This is a genomic window from Undibacterium sp. TJN25 (assembly GCF_049339885.1).
GTDB lineage: Bacteria > Pseudomonadota > Gammaproteobacteria > Burkholderiales > Burkholderiaceae_D > Undibacterium.
In genome coordinates this window covers 212,596-233,404 of record NZ_JBMPPM010000005.1, presented here as the reverse complement: position 1 = coordinate 233,404, position 20,809 = coordinate 212,596, and the positions used below count along the sequence as shown (strand labels likewise).

The following is a 20,809-nucleotide window of genomic DNA, read 5'->3' as shown; positions in this document are numbered from 1 at the left end:
GATAATTGTTGTGGACCGAGGATTTGAGCAGCCTCAGGCAGCCTCAGGCAGCCTCAGGCAGCCTCAGGCAGCCTTCAGACCGGCGGGAGTGAGACGGGCGCGCAGCGCCTGCAGCACATGTTCGCCGATGCGGTAAGCCTCTTCCAGGTGCGGAACGGCACTCAGGAAGAAGCTGGAAATACCCGCGTCCGCATATTCCGCCAGGCTTTGCGTGACCTGGGCATAGCTGCCGACCAGCGCCGTACGGCCTTCGGAAAAATCAGGCCATAAGCTGTCTTTGAATTCAGATACGCCCTCTCCGGCATTTCCGGATTGAGACCGGTAGCGTTCGGCATCGCGGACCGCCTCCTGCTCGGTTTCACGCGCCAGCACGTCGATGCGCAAGCCGATGGCCAGGCTGCGGCCGTTCGCGGCTGCCTGGTCTTGAAGCACAGAGATGGCTGGGCGCAAGACACTTAACGGCGCAGCAGCCAGCACGTGTACATCCGCCAGGCGGGCGGACAGCTGATACGCTTCCTTGGTGTCGCCCGACAGATAGACCGGCGGCAAGGGATTGCCGGCGAGCGGCCCACGAAAGCCGCCGTCCTTGACTTCAAAGAAACGTCCCTGAAAGCTGTAGGGTGCACTCGTCTGAACGCCCCGCGCCACGGTGACAAATTCTTCTATACGCGGCAGCAGGTCGGCATCGGCAGCATCGTCACCGTTGCGGCTGCGTTGCGCAGCATCGCTGCCCCGCCCTATTTGCCAGGCTAAGCGGCCGCCGGTGGCACGCTGGAAGCTCACTGCGTTCTTGGCCGCATATACGGCGGAACCCCAGGAAGCGTCAAATTCCGCGATCAGCTTCAAATGCCGGGTGCCGCGCGCAACGTAGCCCGCAACGATCCAGGAATCATCGCCGTTGAAGTCGTTTTGTATCTGCAGTCCGTCAAACCCCGAAAGGTCCGCGGCGCGCGCGATCTGATGCAGGTAGTCGAAATAGTTAAAACGCGTACCGCGCGGATCGCTGACGCCCGCAGTAAAAGCCGGCCTGTCGCCGGCAATCCGTTCGCCGCGCCGGGCGTGCACGGCATCGCCGTAACGCCCATCGCCGCTGGTCGGCAGTTGCCAAATGAATTCGGTAGTCATGAAAATCCTCCTGTTGATATAGGGGCAATCTGCGATAGCCTCAGCCGGTAGAAGGCAGAAAACGTGCCAACACCCCTTCCCGCGACGTAACGTGCCACATGCTGGGGATTCAACATTTGCAGGAAGCATCTGCTGATCCTGAAGCAGCGGATGTTGGAGTGTGTGCAGCGGCTAGAGGCTGCTGTCATCCCCGCAGTATGGCAATCGAATGCGAGCCAGATTTCCTGTCCATTTCCTATCCGGTCCACGGATATGTCCGAAATTCGCATATACCAAATCCGGATAAGCTACATCGACTTCATTCGTTCACGGACCGCTTGCACGGCGGCTATACTCGGCTCATGGAACTTCTATCACACACGCTTTCCGCTGAATTTGTCCGCAGCGCCAACATCGCCAAAGGCCTGGAGGAGGATGCCAAGCCGCTGATCGCCTTTCGCGATGCGCAGCAGCTAAGCCTGCTGGTGCGTGCCACGGCGGTGGTCTTTGCGGACCCGCATTCACGCGCATTACACGACGTAATCGAGCGGGTCGCGCCCAGCGAAGCGACCGTCTTGATTACCGGAGAAACCGGCACCGGCAAAGAACTGGTAGCGCGCCACGTGCACGCGCTCAGCCGGCGCAGGGACGCTGATTTCGTCGCCATCAACTGCGGCGCTTTTTCGGAGACGCTGATAGAGAGCGAACTGTTCGGTTACGAACGGGGCGCCTATACAGGCGCGCTGCAGGGCAAGCCCGGTTGGTTTGAAACGGCCAAGGGGGGAACCCTGTTCCTGGATGAAATAGGCGACCTTCCGCTGGCAATGCAGGTAAAGCTGCTGCGCGTGTTGCAGGAACGCGAAGTGGTCAGGCTGGGCGCGCGCCAAGCGGTGCCTATCGATGTGCGGCTGATCGCCGCCACCAATATCGACCTGTCGGAGGCAGTGCGGGCAGGACGCTTCCGCGAGGATCTGTATTACCGCTTGCAAGTCATTGCCCTGCCTGTGCAGCCTTTGCGCGAGCGCACCGGCGACGTGATGCCGCTCGCCCACCATTTTTTGCAGACCTACTCCAAACGCTTGCAAGTGCAGGATGTCAGGCTAGGTGCAGACGCAGAGCTCGCGCTGCTCGGATATCCGTGGCCCGGCAATATCAGGGAATTGGAAAATGTGATCCACCGCGCCGTACTGCTATGCCGCGACGGCGTGATCAGGGCAGCGGATCTGAGCCTGCTGGGCTGGCAAAGCACGCCGCCAGATACTATTGAAACCACGGCACCAGCACCCCGGCAAGCGCCTGCTGCCGTCCATGGAAATGCGGTTGCGGCAGATAAATCGGAGGCTACCCAGACCGGGCGCTTTTATACAGCATGGCAATGCTTGCTGGAATCCGGAGAAACGATAGAGCTTGAAATGCTGCAACAAAACCTCGTTGTCGCAGCATGGGAACAATGCCAGCGCAACCAGGTGCATGCGGCCAGGCGCCTCAATATCAGCCGCAACATCCTGCGCACCCATCTGAAAAAAGCAGGCGCGATTTAATACGTCCGGCACGCCTGCCAAGCCATGCCGCGCCTCATGGCCGGCTCTCCATTCTTCCGTTTCGCCCCTTCCACCGCTGTTATCTGATTTCGGCATGTCAATAGCTGAAATCATTCGTTTGTGTAGCTTTCCCGCATACGTATCATCGCTTTTCAGCAGGAAGTATTTTCACCTATTCAGTACCAGCTTTTTACAACACTCATTACAACATTTACAGGGAAACCAATTCATGAGCCGCAGCAAGCCGACGTCCATAAAAAAAACCAGCCTTACCGTGCTCGCCGCAACGATCGCCGCCACCGCAGGATGGCAAGCATGCGCCCAGGCGCAAGAGGCCGACGGCAGCCAGGGAAACACCGTCATTGTTACCGGCACCCGCAGCGTCACGCGCACGGTGTCGGATTCCGAGGCACCTATTGATGTACTGACCAGTAAGGACTTGCAAAGCACCGGCTCCAGCGAACTGGCAACGGTGCTGAGCCGGCTACTGCCATCGCTGAATTTCCCACGCCCTGCGGTAGCAGACAACTCTTCGGCGATCCGCACGGCGCAGCTGCGCGGCTTATCCCCGGACCAGACGCTGGTGCTGGTTAACGGCAAACGCTGGCACACCACCGCCGTGGTCAACGTCAGCGGCGCGGCAGGACGCGGCTCGGCCCCTGCCGACCTGAATACTATTCCATTGTCGGAAATCGACAGGATAGAGGTTTTGCGTGACGGCGCGGCCGCTCAGTATGGGTCGGACGCCATTGCCGGCGTCATCAACATCATTTTGAAAAAAGGCGCTGCCGGCGGCGAGATACAGGCCGGTGCAGGCCAGTATGGCAAGGGAGACGGCGCCCAGGGCAACGTCAGCGCCAACTTCGGCACACAGCTTGGCGACAGGGGCTGGCTGCGCTTCACCGTGGAACAGCGCAACCAGAATGAAACCAACCGTTCAGGTGCGGACTTGCGCAACAAGGCAGAACCACTGTACGGCCAGGTAACCCAGTTGCAAGGCGACCCGAAACTGAAACAGACCAGCCTGGGCCTGAACGGCGCGCTGCAACTGGCGGATGGCGTGGAACTGTATGGCTTCGCCAACGGCAGCCGCAGGGACAGTGACGTTGCCGCCACGTGGCGCACCGCGTACACCACGACCACAGGCACCACACTGCGCTCCAGCCTGTATCCGCAAGGCTTTCTTCCTATCGAGCAAAGCACCAGCGACGACGTGGCACTGGTAGCCGGCGTGCGCGGCAAAACCGCCAGTGGCTGGCGCTGGGATGCCAGCGCGAACTACGGCTCCAACACCTTTGACCTGGACATCGCCAATTCGGCCAACTTCAGTATCGTAGGCAGCACGCAAACCCGTTTCCATGCAGGCAAACTGAAAAATTCGCAAACATTGCTGAACTTCGATGCAGCCAGGGAATTTGATGTAGCGTGGCTCCCCGCACCTTTGACCTTTGCTGTCGGCGCGGAAGCAAAACGCGAGAAGTATGAAATCAGCGCTGGGGAGCCTGCGTCCTATTCCGGCTCGGGCGCACAAGGCTTTTCCGGCTTCCAGCCCAGCAATGCTGGCAGCACCGACAGGCACAGCACGGCGATTTATGCCAACGTGGAAGCCGAACTCAGCAAGCAGCTCAGCGCATCTTTTGCCCTGCGTACCGAAAACTACAGCGATTTCTCCAGCGTGACATCGGGAAAATTATCTGGCCGCTATGAGGTCAGCAAGGAACTGGCTTTCCGGGCGGCGGCATCCACCGGCTTCCGTGCACCTTCGCTGGCGCAGCAAAACTACACGATCACCACGACCAATATCCTGACGCTACCGAATGTCGGCCAGCAACTGGTAGATACCGGGACTTTCGGCGTGAATACGGCGGCAGCCAAGGCACTGGGAGCGAAACCGCTGGAAGCGGAGAAATCCCATAACTACAGCGTAGGCGCGGTGATCCAGCCGGTGCGGAATTTTTCCACCAGCGTGGATCTGTACCAGATCAATATCGACAACCGCATCCTGTACTCCGGCAATCTGATCCTGCCCTCTGCGTTGCAGAACACGCTGGCAAGCCAGGGAGTGCTGGTCGGCGCTGCGCGTTACTTCGCCAATGCGATGGATACGCGCACACGCGGCGTGGACATCGTCAGCACATATCAGATCAATCTTTCCAACGCAGACAAGCTGGCGCTTACCCTGGGGTATAACCACAACGACACCAGTGTCAGCTCCATCGCAGCCAATCCAGCGATCCTGACGCAGAACAAGCTGACGCTGATCGACAGGCAAACCATCAATCGCGCTACTGAAGCGTCGCCCAAAGATAAAGTCAGCCTGGGCGCCGACTATAACGCCAGCGTCTGGGGTCTGCATGGCCAGGCAACGCGCTACGGCAAGTTCACGTCACCGCAAAATGATCCATCAACCGACCAGACTTTCAGCGCCAACTGGGTGCTGGATTTGTCCGGCAGCTACCATCTGAGGAAATGGACATTGACTGCGGGCGTCGACAACCTGACGGATAAATATCCCGACCAGGTGATTGCGGCAAACAACCTGGGCGGTACACTGCCCTACAGTACTTTCTCGCCTTACGGATTCAATGGCCGTTATTACTACGCGAAAGCTGCTTATACATGGTAAGCGCCATGCCAGGCAATTGTATGCATGCGCCGGTCTCTTCTGGCCGTCCCTTGCCGGGCGGTGAACGGAGCCGGCGATGAAAAAGCTCACTATCAAAAAATTCCTGAATGGCCATCTCGCCCACTATGTGGTGGATGGCAATGGCCCCTGGATCGTGCTGATTCATCCGCTGGCAACAGACCTGACCGTGTGGACGCCGCATGTCAGGCAGTTGTCGAAGCACTACAGGGTGTTGCGCTACGATATACGGGGCCATGGAAAGAGCAGCAGCCATGCACCGCTGAACGCAAACAGCTATAGCCTGGAACTGCTGGCCGGCGACCTGCGCGCGCTGATGGACGAACTGGGTATAGACAGCGCGCATATTGTCGGCATTGCCCTGGGCGGCCTGATTGGACGCCAGCTTTCGTTGAGCACACCTGAACGGCTACAGTCGCTGACACTGGTCGGCAGCCTGAATGCGCAGGCGCATTCTCCTGCCGAAAACTGGAACCGCTGGATTACGCTTGCCGAGCACCATGGCCTGGACGGCGTGGCAGATGAAATCCTGGCCAGCTATTTTACCGCCGCATTCCGGTCCGGCCATTCGGGGACCATGGCGCGCATCAGCCGCCTGATCAGGGGCACCAGCCAGGCCGGCTTTATCCGTGCCTGCAGCGCGATCAGGAGCATAGACCTCGCCGCCAGGCTGGAGCGTGTCAGGCTGCCGTCATTGATGGTTGCAGGCGAGATGGACCCGGTCGCCCAGGCAGCGGAAAAAACCTTTGCGCGGCTCAGCGGAGCGGAATTTGTTTGCCTGCCCAATGCGTCCCAATGTGCAGCCCTGGAGCAGGAAAGCGCGTTCCTGGCCTGCCTGGAGCGTTTCCTGCAACGCGTTTCCGCACCGGCAGCATTCGAGCCTGTTAACATTTAAATTCGGCGATGCGTTCAAGCCAAAACGCGGTCTGGACTGTAAACCAAACCGGGCAAAGGCCAGGGCAAGCGCTATCTTGACGCAGGCTGCCGGCAAGCCGCACCGCCAAACAACACAGACAGGCCACATGGCGACGTGAACATTCGGTCGCCGTCATGCCCTACACCCTCCACCTTGACCAGCCGTTGTGTTGCCATGCCGGGGTGCCTGCGCTGCATATAGGCAAAGTAGGAGTTTCCACGCACATAGCGATAGGCACCCTGCACTTCGGCAGGACAGATCTTGTCCAGCGCCGGATGATTGGGATTGGTATCTTCCATGCCCAGCAGGTAGACGACATCGCGCGTGGCATACGCAGCTTCATACGCCGCCGGGTCTTTCGCCTGCGCATAGGCCGGCGCACCCGGCCACCCGTATTTCCACTGGTTGAACTGCGGGCAGCTGGCAGTCTCCAGCGGCCGCTCTTCATTGAAATACAGATACGACGATGGATTGGCGACGACATAGCGGGTATGCACGCCCAGCTTCGCCATCCTTTCCTCGCCTTTGCCGACGACGGCATAACGCTGCACGACCTGCGCCCCGCCGGAATGACCGGCAATGACGACGTCTTTTAAATTGGGAAAACGCTCGCGGTCGGCGAGTTGCAGCAGGATCGCGTCAATCGCATCGAAAGAGCTGAGCGCCGCCGGGCCGTTGGCATTTTCCCCGCCCATCCAGCTTTCCCATTGCCAATGCAAAAAATCTTCGCCCAGATGGTGTGCAGGAATATCGGCATCCGCCAGAAATTGCGGCACGATCATCATCGTATGCTGCGCATCGCCTGACACATTCAGTGCCTTTTGCGCGGAACGCCAGTACACATCTGCGTCACGCAGGCGGCCATGGAACACCAGCACCGCCCGGGTGATGCCGGGCTGGGGTATTTTCCAGTCCGCAGACACATACACCGGCAGCGTCCCGCTGCCTGCGGGGGTAGTGACCTTGATCGTGCTGTCGGCGATGACTTTGACGGGACGTTTGTTAGGTGCTACTTCATCGGCGGCTTGTACGTTGCCAAAGCCGAGGCTGAAGCTAAGGCTCAGTGTAAGCAGGAAACTGGTTTTGCTGAATGACATGGGCGGCCTCTGCCTGGAATTGTTATTGGTGAACAATTCTAATGCATTGCCGCCGAACAAGCCAAACAGGCAGGCCTGAGTCAAGCGTATACGTCGACCGCATTGCCCAGCGGAGAATCGCTGGATTTTGCGCTAGCGGAAGCAGAAACGGTTTGGGTAGCGGGGGCAGATTGCTGGCTAGAGGAAGCGGCAGCAGACGTGGAAGGTGTGGAAGACGATGCACTGTTCTGCGCATTCAGCTGATCGATCTTTGCCTGTGTGGCGGCGATCTGGCGGTTCAACGTGTCTACGGCCGCCTTGCCGGCGTCGGTGGTGGCGTTTTTTTCTGCTTCTGTCAGCTGCTTCTGATAGGCCGCCAACTGTTTTTCCAGCGCTGCCAGTTGCGTATCGCTGCTGCTGGCGCTGATGCCGGTTGCTGCGGTGGATGAGCCGATTGCGCTTACCATTTTTTACCTCCTGTTCGGTTCTTAAGTTTAGGTCTTAAGACAGGTATCGGCAAGCAGTGCAGATAATGCAGCTGGTAAGGTGTAAATTCAGGTAAAGGCGTACCGGCATTGATACCGGTGCGGAAACTTATTTCTTTCCGTGCGAGGAAAACAGCCTGCGCCAGCCTTCGTGCCCAAGCTTGCGCATGGTTTCCATGTTCTTTTCGTAAATGATGTCTGCATCCGGAAAAGAAAGCACCGCCTTGTCTACACTCTCTTCACGCAGCAAATGAAGCATGGGGAAAGGCGAGCGGTTGGTATAGTTTTCGATATCATCCACATCGGAACCCGCGAATTGATATTGCGGATGGAAGCTGGCTACCTGGATCTGGCCGTCCAGGTCCAGTTCCTGCAGGGCGCCGTCGGCAACGTCGAGGAAATCGTTGTAATCCAGAAAATCCAGCAGCACTGCCGGATGGATCAGCAGGGTGGTTTCTATCTGCTCCGGATTGGCTTCAGCTAATACTTCCAGTTCTGCAACCAGGTCTCTGAGCAAGTCTTCCGGCGTGCGGGCCGGGCTGACGACATAGCGTATCTGCTCCTTGATCATGGCCGCCTTCGCGAATGGGCAAAGGTTAAGGCCAACGACTGCTTTCTCCAGCCAGGTTTGGGTTGCGGCAACGATGTCTGAAGAACTGATGAATGGGGCTGTCATGGTGCGGTTATGTGACTCTGATCTGGACGATTGGTGCGGAAATTCGATATTTGCCGAGGCGCTTTTTACGCCTGCCAGGCGAGGCCCCAAGCATAACATGCTTGCAGGAAGATCATCAGTTCCGGCAAAAATTAAGCGCACCCAAAAAAGAAAAAAGTAAGAAAAAAACTGCATGCCCGCAATCCGGGACATACAGTTTTTTTATGAGGCAACCGCTTGTTGAAGCCAGAACTTATTTCTCTTCGCCGCCAATGAATTTGTAGATAAACGCGCCCAGCACGCCACCCACGATAGGCGCCACCCAGAACAGCCACAGCTGCGCTGTCGCCCAGCCACCCACGTACAAGGCAACGCCTGTGCTGCGCGCAGGATTGACGGAAGTATTGGTGACAGGGATGCTGATCAGGTGGATCAGCGTCAGACACAGGCCGATGGCGATCGGCGCGAAACCCTGCGGCGCGCGCTTGTCTGTTGCGCCCATGATGACGATCAGGAAAAACGCCGTCATTACCACTTCGGTGATCAGCGCGGCCTGGAAGCTGTAGCCGCCCGGCGAATGTTCGCCGTAGCCGTTGGAGGCGAACCCCGCGGACACATCAAAACCCGCCTTGCCGCTGGCGATCAGGTAGAGTACCCCGCCTGCCGCAATGCCGCCCAGCACCTGGGCAACGATGTAAGGCAACAGCTTCGCAGCCGGGAAACGGCCGCCGGCCCACAGGCCTATCGACACTGCCGGATTCAGGTGGCAGCCGGAGATATGGCCTATGCCGTAGGCCATCGTCAGTACTGTCAGGCCAAAGGCCAGCGCCACGCCATGGAGGCCGATGCCGACACCGGGGAAGGCAGCTGCCAGCACTGCGCTGCCGCAACCGCCCAGCACCAGCCAGAAGGTGCCAAAGAATTCTGCGCCATATTGTTTCATTTTTTGCTCTCTTTCCTGAGGGAAGACCGATTGTCCTGATTACCGTCTCGGCCGGATGATTGATCATGGAATCCACAGCGCATTCTTCTTGCATCTGCCATGGACACTGACCGAGATACTATCTCAAAAAAATATTGCCTCACTGTTAAAAGTTGTTATATTTTCTTTGTTTTTCAGTAATTTAACAATCCTTCAATAATCGTTCCATTTTGCAATTATTTGTAGGCACATAGGCAATCACACCAAGCGTACAAAAAAAGCCTCGTCGAGAAGGCCTTTTGTATAGCTTATCCTGCGGAGTGCGGGCGAAAGACGTCAAACCCGGCATTGCGCATTGAAATCTCTCCAGGCATCATCTTGCAGTTTTTTCATTGTGTCATCCCGCTTCATTTTCTTCAGCACCGCATCCAGCCTGGGGATCAATGCCTGATGGCGCACGCTGAGCCAATGGTAGCCCAGCAGTTTTTCCAGTGGCGGTTCCAGCATGACTACTTTATCCAGTCCCATCATCTTCGCCTTGCAATAGCTGGAGCGCGAATCGATGACAATATCGGTGCGCCCTGCCTGCAGCTTGTTGAATAGGGATTCGAGGTTAGGCGCGGTATCTGCCGGCATGCCTTTCAGCTGGTCCTCCACGATCCGGGCACCCGACAGATAACCTGTCAGATAGCCTTGCAGGCTACGGTAGCCGTTGATTTTGATATGAGGGTTCAGCGAAAACACCACCAGCTCTTCATACGCAATCGGTATGCCGATTTTCTGCATGTCCCCAAGCGGCGTATCGGCGATGCGGAAATCCACGCCGTCCAGTCCCCCTGCTGCTGCCAGCGCTACTATCCGGGGATTGGGCAAAGCCTCAAAACGGATGCGGATACCCAACTGCCGGTAGGCCTCCAGCAAGATGCGCTGCGCCATTATTGCGCTCGGCCCCTGGTCCACGGAAACGGCAAACACCAGCGGCGCTTTTGCAGCAAGGGGCGCAGGCGATTGCGGGTGCAACTGGGCGAAAGCAAGGGCGGGCAAGCACAAGGCGAACAGCAACGCTGCCGCCGTCTTGCGGGCAAAAAAACCGTCGCGCGCCAGGCGCGACAGAATCGTGTAAGGTGAAAAGAAAGTCATCGCCCATTATACCGAACGGCTAACGGGCGATGCTGTGCAGCAAACTTCTTTTGTAACAAGCCTGCGTGGCAGGGATGTGCCTGGAGCCTCCTGTTACCAGCCGTATTTTTGGCAGGCTTTGGCGTACACCATGCCGGCCATTGCAATGTCTTCCAGGCCAACGCCGATGGATTTATAGATGACGATATCGTCCGGCTTCGCGGCGTAATCCATGCTGCCGTTCAGGGCCTGACCCAACTCCGATACCTTGTCCCAGTCAAAGGTGCCGGGCGCGCACATCACCAGGTCGCCGGCTTCCTGCTGCGCTTGCAGCTTCCATTCGACGACAATGGCCGCGGCCCGCGCCACCGCGACATCATCCAGCTCCCGTACCGTGGCCTTGCTGGCGCCTACGGCGGCAACAAAAACACCCTTGGGCAGCAGGTCACCTGCGAATAGCGGCGTCTGCGCCCTGGTCACCGTCACCAGTACGTCGGCGCCGGCAACGGCATCCTGCATGCTGACCGCCCTGGTTGCCACGCCGGTTTCCGCTGCAATGTCCCTGGCAAACGCGTCCGGCACTGCCCTGCCTGCCACCAGGATTTCCTTGAAGTCCCTGACCTGCAGCAATGCCTCGATATGCGAGCGTGCCTGCACGCCGGTGCCTATGACCGACAGCCTGCCGGCATCGGCGCGAGCCAGAGCATCGGTAGCTACCGCCGTGGCGGCAGCGGTGCGGAAAGCCGTCATCGTGTCTGCTTCTATGGTCGCCAGAGGCTGCCCGGTTTCCGTGGAAAACAGTACGATGACGAACTGGAACTTGCCATTGATCGTCGTATAGATCTTGGTGCCCGCCACCTTGGCGCCCGGTACGATGGCGCCCATCGTGGACAGCATCACCCCGGCAGCCGAAGTCCGCACCCTGGCTTGCTGCGCGCCCTGCTCCATCGTGCGGAAAGCCTCGCGCATGGCCTGGATCGAATCGCCGGCGGTAATCAGCTCGGCAACTTGCTGGTTGGTAATCAGTTTCATATCGGTTCCTGTCGTCAATGTCGGATGCGGCAATCCTCTATGTTTGCACAAAACCGGCAGGCCTAGATTGAATTATTCCCCGGAAGCTATGCAAAAAAGTTATAAGCCGGAACACAGGGATACGCAGCCCAAGAAAAATGCGACCCTGGGGTCGCATTCTGTATTCAGGCACGGCGCTGCAGCTGCAGCCAGCGGCAGCCCTATGTCATCAGATTTCTTCGTACAAAGGCAGCGTCAGGAATTCGGCGAAGGATTCGGACGTGGACATCTCTTCAAAGATCTGCGCCGCGCGATCATACGTCGGGCCCGTGCCTGCGGTTTGCTTGACCTTGACCAGCTCTTCCGGAATCATCGCGCGCACCATGTCGGCAGTCACTTTGCGGCCGTCTTCCAGCTTGCCCTTGGTCGAACGTATCCACTGCCATACCTGCGAACGGCTGATCTCCGCGGTCGCTGCATCTTCCATCAGGTTATGGATAGGTACGCAGCCATTGCCGGCCAGCCAGGCGCCGAGGTAATGGATGCCAACATTGATGTTGTAGCGCAGGCCGGCTTCAGTGATCGGCGTTTCAGGCTTGAAGTCCAGCAGATCTTTGGCCGCCACTTCCACATCGGGACGTTGCTTGTCGATCTGGTTGGGTTTGTCGCCCAGTACTTTCTTGAATTCCGTCATCGCCAGGTCCACCAGGCCTGGATGCGCTACCCAGCCGCCGTCGTAGCCGTCTGTCGCATCGCGCGCCTTGTCAGTGCGTACGCCGCCCATGGCGATGTCGTTCTTTTCAGGATCGTTCTTGATGGGGATCAGCGCTGCCATGCCGCCGATTGCCGGCGCATTGCGCTTATGGCAGGTCTTCAGCAGCAGCAACGCGTAGGCGCGCATGAACGGCGCGGTCATCGTGACCTTCGCACGGTCGGCCAGGCAGAAGTCCTTGTCGTTCTTGAATTTCTTGATGCATGAAAAAATGTAATCCCAGCGGCCTGCGTTCAGGCCGGAGCTGTGTTCGCGCAGCTCATACAGGATTTCGTCCATCTCGAATGCAGCGACGATGGTTTCGATCAGCACGGTCGCCTTGATCGTGCCCTGCGGGATGCCGATCTCGTTTTGCGCCATCACGAAAATGTCGTTCCACAAGCGGGCTTCCAGGTGGGATTCCATCTTCGGCAGGTAGAAATAAGGGCCGGCGCCGCGTGCCAGCTGTTCCTTGGCGTTGTGGATCAGGAACAGTGCAAAGTCGAAGATGCCGCCGGAGATGCGTTTGCCGTCAACCAGCACGTGTTTTTCATCCAGGTGCCAGCCGCGCGGACGCACGACCAGCGTAGCGATCTTGTCGTTGAGCTTGTAGCTCTTGCCGTTTTGTTCCAGGCTGATCGTGCGGCGTACTGCGTCGCGCATATTGATCTGGCCTGTGATCTGGTTATCCCAGTTAGGCGTGTTGGAATCTTCAAAATCGGTCATGTAGCTGTCGGCGCCGGAGTTGAAGGCGTTGATGACCATCTTGCGTTCTACCGGGCCGGTAATTTCCACGCGGCGGCATTCCAGCGCCTTGGGGATGGGCGCAATCTTCCAGTCGCCTTCGCGAATGTGTTTGGTTTCCGGCAAAAAGTCCGGTTGTTCGCCTGCATCCAGGCGCTTGGCGCGCTCTACACGGGCGGCCAGCAGTTCCTGGCGGCGCGGCTCAAATGCGCGGCTGAGCTTGGCCACCAGCGCCAGTGCTTCAGGTGTCAGTATCTGTTCAAAACCCGGCTTGATTTCACCCGTGATTTCCATGCCGGTCGGCAGATTCAGTTGTGTCATGCTGTTCTCCAATTTAATCTCTCAGGCAAGCAGCCCGCTAGCGGTTTTTTTCTACGAAATCTAAAACATCAGTCAACGTGCGCCCTAATCCATGCGGCGTCACGCCCAGTTCTTCCAGCGGCGCAGCGGCGCGGTTCACCCAGAAAGTGGTGTAACCGAACCAGGTCGCGCAGCAGGCGTCCCAGCAATTGCTGGAGACAAACAAGATATTCTTGGCGGGTAAGCCAAATACGTCCGGGGCCATCTGGTAGGCCTCCGGCGCAGTCTTGAATTTTTTCACGGCTTCCACCGACAGCAGGTGGCTGAAGACGCCTTGCATGCCAGCCGCTTCCACGGCCGATTGCAGCATGTGCGGATTGCCATTGGACAGTATGCTGAGCGCCAGGCCGCTCGCGCGCAGCTGCTGCAGCACGCCCAGGTTTTCCGGAAAAGGCTTCAGCCGCGCATACTGCCCCATCAGCAGATTCTGCGCATCCAGCGTCAGATTGAGGCCCAGCTTGTTGCACGAAAAAACCAGTGCATCCTGGGTCACTTCCCAAAACGGCTTGTACATGCTGCACATCGTGCGAAGCCGCGTGTATTCAATCTGCTTGTCACGCCACAATTCAGCCAGCGCCATGCCGTGGCCGGGAAAAAGTTTTTCTCCGAGCTCGCGAACGGAATACACATCAAACAGTGTTCCGTAGGCGTCAAAGACGATGGCTTGTATTGACATGGCAATCTTCCAGATTATTGCAGCACAGCACAACAAGTCTGCACGCGGCAACAAATAAATATACGATTGGTAGTATATTCAATATCAGAGTTTATAAATATGACGTTTTATCACTTTATCTTTGCTTTTTAGTTAAAGATGAAGCGTCATACCGATACAATTTATTACGTTAAGTAAAAATACTGGCCTGGAAGTGCGTGTATTCTTACGTTTCGGAACGTATTTCATCTATTTTAGTGAAATATGCTTCCAGCATCGACTGCCAATTCATGGACCAATTCAAACAATTATCAACTTTTGCCGAGGTTGCCACGCGCGGCAGCCTGTCGTCCGCTGCCCGTGCCGAAGGCGTGGCGCCTGCCATGATAGGCCGCCGGCTGGATGCGCTGGAAGAGCGCCTGGGCGTCAAACTGCTACAGCGCACCACACGCAAGATAGCACTGACCAACGAAGGAACCGCCTTCCTGGAGGACTGCCAGCGCATCCTGGCGGAGCTGGAGGAAGCGGAAACCGCGGTGTCGGAGCGCAGCGCCCGCGCCAGTGGCCAGTTAACTGTATCGGCGCCGGCCGGCTTTGGCCGCCAGCATGTGGCGCCGCTGGTGCCTTCCTTCCTGACTGAACACCGCGACGTAAAGCTGACGCTGAGCCTGAACGACCGCGTGGTAGACCTGATAGGCGAAGGCATAGACGTGGCAATACGCATCGCCTCGCTGACGGACTCCAACCTGATAGGCGTCAAGCTGGCCGACAACAAACGCGTCGTGGTTGCCTCCCCTTCCTATCTGAAACGGCACGGCGTGCCGGCTTCGCTGGATGAGCTGAGCCACCATAATTGCCTGGCTTTCAGCAGCGACGGCAGCCAGCGCGGATGGACCTTCCGCCAGAACGGCAAGAACGTGACGCTGAAAGTAGAAGGCAATATGGTCTGCAACGACGGCGAGGTGCTGCACGACTGGGCCATCTCCGGCAAGGGGCTGGCCTGGCGCTCAATGTGGGAAGTGGGCTCAGAAATAGAGTCCGGCAAGCTGGTAACGGTGCTGGATGAGTTTACCGCACCCGGCAACGATATCTATGCAATCTTTGCGCAGCGCCGCCACCTGCCGTTGCGCATACGCGCGTTCGTGGATTTTTTAAGGCATGCTTACAGCAAGCCTAATTATTGGGGTAATTCGCTGAGTTAACATCCTGGATGGAGTTTGTATGACAGCCGCTGCCAATGCCGCCATCACGATTCACTCCGGCTACCTGCCCGGCGCCATCGGCAGCATCACAGAAATGCACGCGAAATACTACGCGCGCACCGCCGGGTTTGGTCAGTATTTTGAGAGCAAGGTCGCAGCGGGCCTGGCTGAATTCGCAGCAAGGCTGGACCGCCCCTGCAACGGCCTGTGGCTGGCCCTGCACGAAGGCGAGATCGCCGGCTCGATTGCCATCGACGGCGAAGATCTGGGCAAGGGGCAAGCGCACCTGCGCTGGTTTATCACCAGCGACCGCATACGCGGCAGCGGCATGGGCCGCAAACTCTTGTCTGCGGCGCTCCACTTTTGCGATACGCAAGAGTTTGCAGAAACCCGGCTATGGACCTTCAGCGGCCTGGACGCCGCGCGCACACTCTATGAGCAGGAAGGTTTCCAGCTTGTGCGGCAATATACCGACAGCCAGTGGGGCAAGGAAATGACGGAGCAGGAATTCATCAGGCTGCGCCTGCACAGCGACACGTAAGCGCCCGCTAAGCTGCCCTGCGACCCAGTGCGATGACGCCGGCGCCGGCCAGCGCCAGGCACACGCCGAGGCAATCATTCCAGCCCGGCCTTACCCCATCCACCAGCCATAGCCAGACCAGTGCGGTGGCAATATAGACCGCGCCGTACATTGCATATACCCTGCCGCTGGCATCCGGATGCAGCGTCAGCAGCCAGACAAAAATACACAGACTACCTGCAGCCGGCAATAGCAGCCACGCGGAGCCCCTGCCGGTCCACCACAGCATGGGCAGATAGCATCCCAGCAGTTCAGCGACGGCGGTCAGCACAAACAGGCCGAAGCCGCGCAGCAGGTCCACGCTTGCCATAATTTCTTGCCTTTATCGTTGCAGAAACAAAATGCCACCGAGCATACCTGTCGTACGCTTTTGAGACAAGCACGCTAGCTGCGGGACATAAAAAACGGCATCCGAAGATGCCGTCTGAATACTACCGGGGTACTACGCTAATGCCATTGCATGTCCCTGCAATTTAAAATTCTTCCCAGTCATCCTGCCCTGCCGGCGCCATTGTTTCCCTCGCAGGCGAGGACTTGGCTTCCTTGATGGACCTGACATTGGAGGCCTTGGACTTGGCAGCAGGCCTTAATGCAGGTTTGGTGGCAGGTCTGGTTACGGGTCTGGTTAAGGGCCTGTGGGATGGAGCCGCAGGAACCGCTGTCACGCTGGCGACGAACTGCTGGCTACGCTCGTCGATCTTGAAGACGCTGACGGCGTCCAGCAGCCGTTTGGCCTGATCCTGCGTGCTGCCTGCGGCGGCGGCGGCCTGTTCCACCAGCGCGGCATTTTGCTGCGTGGCTTCATCCATGCGCACCACCGCGGTGTTGATCTGGTCCAGGCCGGCGCTTTGCTCGGCACTGGCGGCGGTAATTTCACCCATGATGTCGGCCACGCTCTGGATGGAATTGACAATCTCATGCATGGTGCGCCCGGTGTCGTTGACCAGGCGACTGCCTGCTTCGACTTTTTCCACAGAATCCCCGATCAGCTCCTTGATTTCTTTTGCCGCCGTGGCAGAGCGCTGCGCCAGGTTGCGCACTTCGCTGGCGACCACGGCAAAACCCCTGCCCTGCTCGCCGGCACGCGCCGCTTCTACTGCCGCATTCAGCGCCAGGATATTGGTCTGGAAAGCGATGCCGTCGATGACGCTGATGATGTCGACGATTTTCTTGGAGCTGTCCTTGATCGAATTCATCGTATCCACGACGTTGCCCACCATGGCGCCACCGCGCGTTGCCACTTCGGAGGCGGTAATCGACAGCGTATTGGCCTGTTTCGCATTGTCGGCATTTTGCTTGACGGTGGAAGTCAGTTCCTCCATCGACGACGCCGTTTCTTCAAGGCTGGCGGCCTGCTGCTCCGTCCTGCCGGAAAGATCCATATTGCCTCGGGCGATTTCATCGGTGGCCGTGGCAATCGACGAACTGCCGTGCCGGACCTTGCTCACGGTTTCTACGAGGCTTGCGCGCATTGTTTCCAGGCTGAGCATCAGTTTCCCCATCTCGTCCCGCGATTCAGGCACCACTTGCCTGGTCAGGTCGCCGGCGGAAATCTCCTCGAAGTGCTGCATCATCTTGCGCAGCGGATGCGCAATCGCGCGCAGCAGGAAAAACCCGGACACCGATACCGCCAGCAAGCCGCCGACAATGGCAAGAATGGCCACCCAGCGGAAGGTCGCAAACTTGTCCTGGCTGGCGACATGCAGGGCCTCGGTGGATTTGGACTGGTAGGCCACCAGCTCATCCGTCTTGTCGTAATAGGCAGAAAACAGCTTGGGCAGCTTGCCCATGTTGATGCTGTCGGCAGCATCCTTGTCGCCGCCTTTCACCGCCGCCAGAAGCGGCAGGAAGCCTTCATTCAGGTAAGCAGCCCTGCGGGCCGAGACTTCATCCGATATCTTTTTTTCTTCCGCATCTGCCGGCAGTTCCAGATAACGCTTCCAGGCTTTGTCCGATTCGCCGACAAATTTTTCAGCGCGCTTGACGATGTCCGGTGCATCCGGCAGTTCGGGGTGCATCACGGCCCTGTCGATTACCACCCTGGCGCGCAGCGTGTGCGCGCGGCTGTCGCCTATGGCGATTGTGGATGGCAGCTGGTTGGTGAAAATATCCTTGACCACATTATTGCTGGCTTGCCCGCCCATGACTCCCATGGTGCCGATGACGACCAGGAGAATTCCCATGAAGGCCATGGTGGCGATAAGGCGCAGTCTGATCGTCAGGTTCAACATCTGATACCCCCTTTTTGATTTGTTTTAAGTCCGGTACCCCGCACGCGGAAGTCTGTCGCCAAGAAATCGAACAGGCATTTCAGTATAGTCAACAGCAGAGTCGCTACCAGGAAATATTGTGTTTGTATAAATGAAAACAGCGGCCTGTTGTTATTTTTGTTGCGCGCCACTAAATGGAACTCGCGCTTCGGCACCTTATTTCCATTGATCACTAAATGCATAGTCACGCGAATGCGTGGAAAAAACAAAATGAATCGCTAAAAATTGGTTAAATATGGTGTCTTGTCGTCAAAATACAAAACGCCTGCAAATGCAGGCGTATAAAGCGGACAGGCAAAAAAAATCCCCGACTTCTCGGGGATTTTCTAGCGCAACTTTAACAAGTCACAACCAGCTCATCTATATTAGATAGCTTGGATGTTGGATGCTTGTTTGCCTTTAGGGCCAGTTGTCACTTCGAAAGAAACGCGTTGGTTTTCTTTCAGGGATTTGAAGCCATTGGATTGGATTGCGGAGAAATGAGCAAACAGATCTTCACCGCCTTCATCTGGAGTGATGAAGCCGAAACCTTTTGAATCATTGAACCATTTAACAATACCTGTTGCCATTACTATTTCCTATTTCAGTTAAGGTGGGCAAATGCCCGGTAAATCGTTTCAACCAAGTAAGGAATGACAGACTGATACTGCACTACCACCTAGAATCTCAACGACTAAATAATTATAAGGCATAAATCCGGCACTAAGTAAAATTAAAAGAAAAAATCAGGCCCGCTTCCGCCATTAAAGGAGTTTAAGGGCCGGTTTTTAGGTATTTCCCTGTACTTTCAAGCGTTTACCGCGTTTTTCCAGCACGCAAAAATGTTGTAAAAAATAAGAAACTGCCGAAAAAAACGTCAAAAATCAAAGGGATCGGTGTATTTTATTTTGAAAATTTCACGATCCCAGGAAAAATTCCACCGTTTGTTCGGATAACTCATCCAGGCTCAGTCCCTTGCCTGGTTTATACCACTGAACACTGTAATTGATTGCCCCCAGTAATAGCAGCCGCACCACCTTGCTGTCCGAGCGGATCAGGCCTGCTTCCTTTAGCTCAGTAATGGTCTTTTGCCACAGCTGGTCGTAACGGTCTTTGAGGTCGATGATCTGCGCCTGCAAATCCGGCGTCAGTGCATGCCAGTCATATAAAAGCACAGGAATAAAATCGTGGCCTTCTCCCAGCACGGTTTCGAGATGGGCGCGCACCAGTGCGCGGAATTTTTCCAACGGTGGCAAGCTGCCGGCGACAATGCGCTCCACTTCACCCAGGCCGGCAACCAGGCCCTCTTCCATCACCGCAGCGAGGATTTCCTGCTTGCTTTTAAAATGATAAAAAGGGCTGCCGGAACGCATGCCCACTGCATTGGCAATGTCCCTGACGGTCGTGCCGTCAAACCCTTTTTCGCGGAACAGGCGGGCAGATACGCGCACCAGGTCGGCCCGTCGGTTGCCGTCGCCATCGCTGACGGTCGCCAGGGGGCGCGTGCGGGCAACACGCTTTCTGGGCGGCGCTGCGGGTTCGATAGTATGCTGGGAGTGGAGTGTGGTCTTCATGATTGGTCGCCATTATACCGGCTAGGCAGGCTGAAAACGGGTTTCGCCGCCAGTCCCGCCACCGGGCACCACTTCTGTGAAGGGGGAGCGATATCGTCCGTTATCACCCTTCTTGTCCAATAAGCTGCCGGCGCATTTTTCTGCGCCCTGCCCCCCCCTCTTTCGCGGCGACAGGCTCCAGCATATTGCAAGCAAACGGCCTCGTTTCAGAAGCCGCTACGGCTGCCCTGTTACTGGCAACCGAAATGCGGCGCCCGCTTACCCATGAAAGCGGAAATTCCTTCCTCGAAATCCTTGGTGGTTGAAATCGCTGCAAAGTGCTCTATCTCGTCGTCCAGTTGCTGCGCCAGCGACGTAGAGCAGGACTGGTACACCAGGCGTTTCATGCGGATATAGGTTTCATGAGGACCATGCAACAACCGCGAGACCAGCTTGTCGGTGACATCACGCAATTGCTCAGGCGGCACTACCTGGTTAACCAGGCCGTAGCGCAGCGCAGTGTCGGCATCGAAATTATCCGCCAGCAGCATCAGTTCCAGCGTTTTACGCATGCCCACAATGCGCGGCAGAAACCAGGTGCTGCCGGCATCCGGGCTGCCGCCAACGCGCGCATACGCAGTATTGAAACGCGTTCCCTTGGCGGCAATGACCATATCAGCCGCATTCATCGGCCCCATGCTGCCGCCGGCTACCGCGCCATGCACCGCCGCTACGACAATCGCAGGCATGCCGCGCAAGCGCAGGATGGTAGGGTTCAGTTCCTTTCCGATCTCCCTCAGAATTTCGGGCGGGTCGCAGCAATCCGGTCCAAAACTCTCCAGGTCGCCGCCGGCGCCGAAGATAGGCCCGTTCGCCCTGATGAGCACGACCTTGATGCTGGGATCGTCCGCAATATCCTGGGTCACACGGTTGAATTCGCGTATCTCGTTCAAGCCCATCACGTTCAGCTTTGCCGGGTAATCGAACACGATAGTTGCCAGACCCTTTTCTTTCAGCAATTCGGTTGCCATGATGTGTCTCCTCGATGTCAGGTTGCGAACGAAGTTTCCGAAATTTCTACTGTTCATGCTAGTCCTCGGTTCGCTAAAAAGCAAATGCTTGGTGCGCGAAACCAATGCCCATGAACCTTCTGCAGCGCAGCAATTTCCGCTTGAAACCGGAGGCTGCGTATCGCAGCAATGCCAGGCTGCATCGCACAACTTATTTTTTGCGGAATTTCCG

General features: G+C 57.2%; 19 protein-coding genes. 5 read left to right on the top strand and 14 right to left on the bottom strand.

Going from position 1 to position 20,809, the window contains the following annotated elements; genetic code table 11:
- Nucleotides 1-63: 63 nt before the first annotated feature.
- Nucleotides 64-1,125 (bottom strand): LLM class flavin-dependent oxidoreductase, encoded by a 1,062-nt coding sequence (locus ACO0LO_RS14420; protein ID WP_422964923.1) that lies wholly within the window; start codon nt 1,123-1,125, stop codon nt 64-66.
- Between the two features lie 341 nt (nt 1,126-1,466).
- Between ACO0LO_RS14420 and ACO0LO_RS14415 the strand changes: the two genes are divergently transcribed.
- The 3 genes from ACO0LO_RS14415 to ACO0LO_RS14405 all read left to right on the top strand — a co-directional run bounded on the left by ACO0LO_RS14415 (nt 1,467) and on the right by ACO0LO_RS14405 (nt 6,184).
- On the top strand, nt 1,467-2,645 hold the full coding sequence (locus tag ACO0LO_RS14415; RefSeq protein WP_422964922.1) for a sigma-54 interaction domain-containing protein: 1,179 nt from the start codon (nt 1,467-1,469) through the stop codon (nt 2,643-2,645).
- Nucleotides 2,646-2,874: 229 nt separating this feature from the next.
- Entirely contained in the window at nt 2,875-5,271 is a 2,397-nt protein-coding gene (locus ACO0LO_RS14410; protein WP_422964921.1) for a TonB-dependent receptor plug domain-containing protein, read from the top strand.
- A gap of 76 nt (nt 5,272-5,347) precedes the next feature.
- The gene (locus ACO0LO_RS14405; RefSeq protein ID WP_422964920.1) at nt 5,348-6,184 is read left to right on the top strand and encodes an alpha/beta fold hydrolase; all 837 of its coding nucleotides are present in this window, start codon (nt 5,348-5,350) and stop codon (nt 6,182-6,184) included.
- A gap of 71 nt (nt 6,185-6,255) precedes the next feature.
- Here the strand turns inward: ACO0LO_RS14405 and ACO0LO_RS14400 are convergent, their stop codons facing one another.
- From ACO0LO_RS14400 to ACO0LO_RS14365, 8 genes are all read right to left on the bottom strand, one after another.
- Complete coding sequence (locus tag ACO0LO_RS14400; RefSeq protein WP_422964919.1) at nt 6,256-7,302, bottom strand: alpha/beta hydrolase; 1,047 nt, start codon at nt 7,300-7,302, stop codon at nt 6,256-6,258.
- Nucleotides 7,303-7,382: 80 nt separating this feature from the next.
- Nucleotides 7,383-7,748, bottom strand: coding sequence for a hypothetical protein (locus ACO0LO_RS14395; RefSeq protein WP_422964918.1), 366 nt, complete (start codon nt 7,746-7,748; stop codon nt 7,383-7,385).
- A 127-nt stretch (nt 7,749-7,875) separates the two neighbouring features.
- Nucleotides 7,876-8,442: a DUF1415 domain-containing protein gene (locus ACO0LO_RS14390; protein WP_422964917.1), complete on the bottom strand. Its 567-nt coding sequence runs from the start codon at nt 8,440-8,442 to the stop codon at nt 7,876-7,878.
- A gap of 232 nt (nt 8,443-8,674) precedes the next feature.
- Nucleotides 8,675-9,364: an aquaporin Z gene (aqpZ, locus tag ACO0LO_RS14385; protein WP_422964916.1), complete on the bottom strand. Its 690-nt coding sequence runs from the start codon at nt 9,362-9,364 to the stop codon at nt 8,675-8,677.
- 315 nt (nt 9,365-9,679) lie between these two features.
- Nucleotides 9,680-10,483 carry a substrate-binding periplasmic protein gene (locus ACO0LO_RS14380; RefSeq protein ID WP_422964915.1) on the bottom strand — a complete coding sequence of 268 codons (804 nt, stop codon included), beginning with the start codon at nt 10,481-10,483 and terminating at the stop codon, nt 9,680-9,682.
- A gap of 93 nt (nt 10,484-10,576) precedes the next feature.
- The gene (locus ACO0LO_RS14375) at nt 10,577-11,494 is read right to left on the bottom strand and encodes an ornithine cyclodeaminase family protein (RefSeq protein WP_422964914.1); all 918 of its coding nucleotides are present in this window, start codon (nt 11,492-11,494) and stop codon (nt 10,577-10,579) included.
- Nucleotides 11,495-11,702: 208 nt separating this feature from the next.
- Nucleotides 11,703-13,289 carry a malate synthase A gene (gene aceB / locus ACO0LO_RS14370; RefSeq protein WP_422964913.1) on the bottom strand — a complete coding sequence of 529 codons (1,587 nt, stop codon included), beginning with the start codon at nt 13,287-13,289 and terminating at the stop codon, nt 11,703-11,705.
- Between the two features lie 37 nt (nt 13,290-13,326).
- Nucleotides 13,327-14,004: a haloacid dehalogenase type II gene (locus ACO0LO_RS14365; RefSeq protein ID WP_422964912.1), complete on the bottom strand. Its 678-nt coding sequence runs from the start codon at nt 14,002-14,004 to the stop codon at nt 13,327-13,329.
- A 269-nt stretch (nt 14,005-14,273) separates the two neighbouring features.
- Between ACO0LO_RS14365 and ACO0LO_RS14360 the strand changes: the two genes are divergently transcribed.
- Together ACO0LO_RS14360 and ACO0LO_RS14355 are read left to right on the top strand one after the other, a co-directional pair.
- Nucleotides 14,274-15,185 carry a LysR family transcriptional regulator gene (locus ACO0LO_RS14360; protein ID WP_422964911.1) on the top strand — a complete coding sequence of 304 codons (912 nt, stop codon included), beginning with the start codon at nt 14,274-14,276 and terminating at the stop codon, nt 15,183-15,185.
- A 19-nt stretch (nt 15,186-15,204) separates the two neighbouring features.
- Nucleotides 15,205-15,726: a GNAT family N-acetyltransferase gene (locus tag ACO0LO_RS14355; protein ID WP_422964910.1), complete on the top strand. Its 522-nt coding sequence runs from the start codon at nt 15,205-15,207 to the stop codon at nt 15,724-15,726.
- Between the two features lie 7 nt (nt 15,727-15,733).
- Here ACO0LO_RS14355 and ACO0LO_RS14350 read toward each other — a convergent pair whose 3' ends face one another.
- From ACO0LO_RS14350 to ACO0LO_RS14330, 5 genes are all read right to left on the bottom strand, one after another.
- Nucleotides 15,734-16,075 (bottom strand): YnfA family protein, encoded by a 342-nt coding sequence (locus ACO0LO_RS14350; RefSeq protein WP_422964909.1) that lies wholly within the window; start codon nt 16,073-16,075, stop codon nt 15,734-15,736.
- 163 nt (nt 16,076-16,238) lie between these two features.
- Nucleotides 16,239-17,996 carry a methyl-accepting chemotaxis protein gene (locus ACO0LO_RS14345; protein ID WP_422964908.1) on the bottom strand — a complete coding sequence of 586 codons (1,758 nt, stop codon included), beginning with the start codon at nt 17,994-17,996 and terminating at the stop codon, nt 16,239-16,241.
- 404 nt (nt 17,997-18,400) lie between these two features.
- Nucleotides 18,401-18,604, bottom strand: coding sequence for a cold-shock protein (locus ACO0LO_RS14340; protein WP_007878889.1), 204 nt, complete (start codon nt 18,602-18,604; stop codon nt 18,401-18,403).
- 327 nt (nt 18,605-18,931) lie between these two features.
- Nucleotides 18,932-19,588, bottom strand: a complete 657-nt coding sequence (locus ACO0LO_RS14335; RefSeq protein ID WP_422964907.1) for a TetR/AcrR family transcriptional regulator — start codon at nt 19,586-19,588, stop codon at nt 18,932-18,934.
- Nucleotides 19,589-19,818: 230 nt separating this feature from the next.
- Nucleotides 19,819-20,598 (bottom strand): enoyl-CoA hydratase/isomerase family protein, encoded by a 780-nt coding sequence (locus ACO0LO_RS14330; RefSeq protein ID WP_422964906.1) that lies wholly within the window; start codon nt 20,596-20,598, stop codon nt 19,819-19,821.
- Nucleotides 20,599-20,809 lie beyond the last annotated feature (211 nt).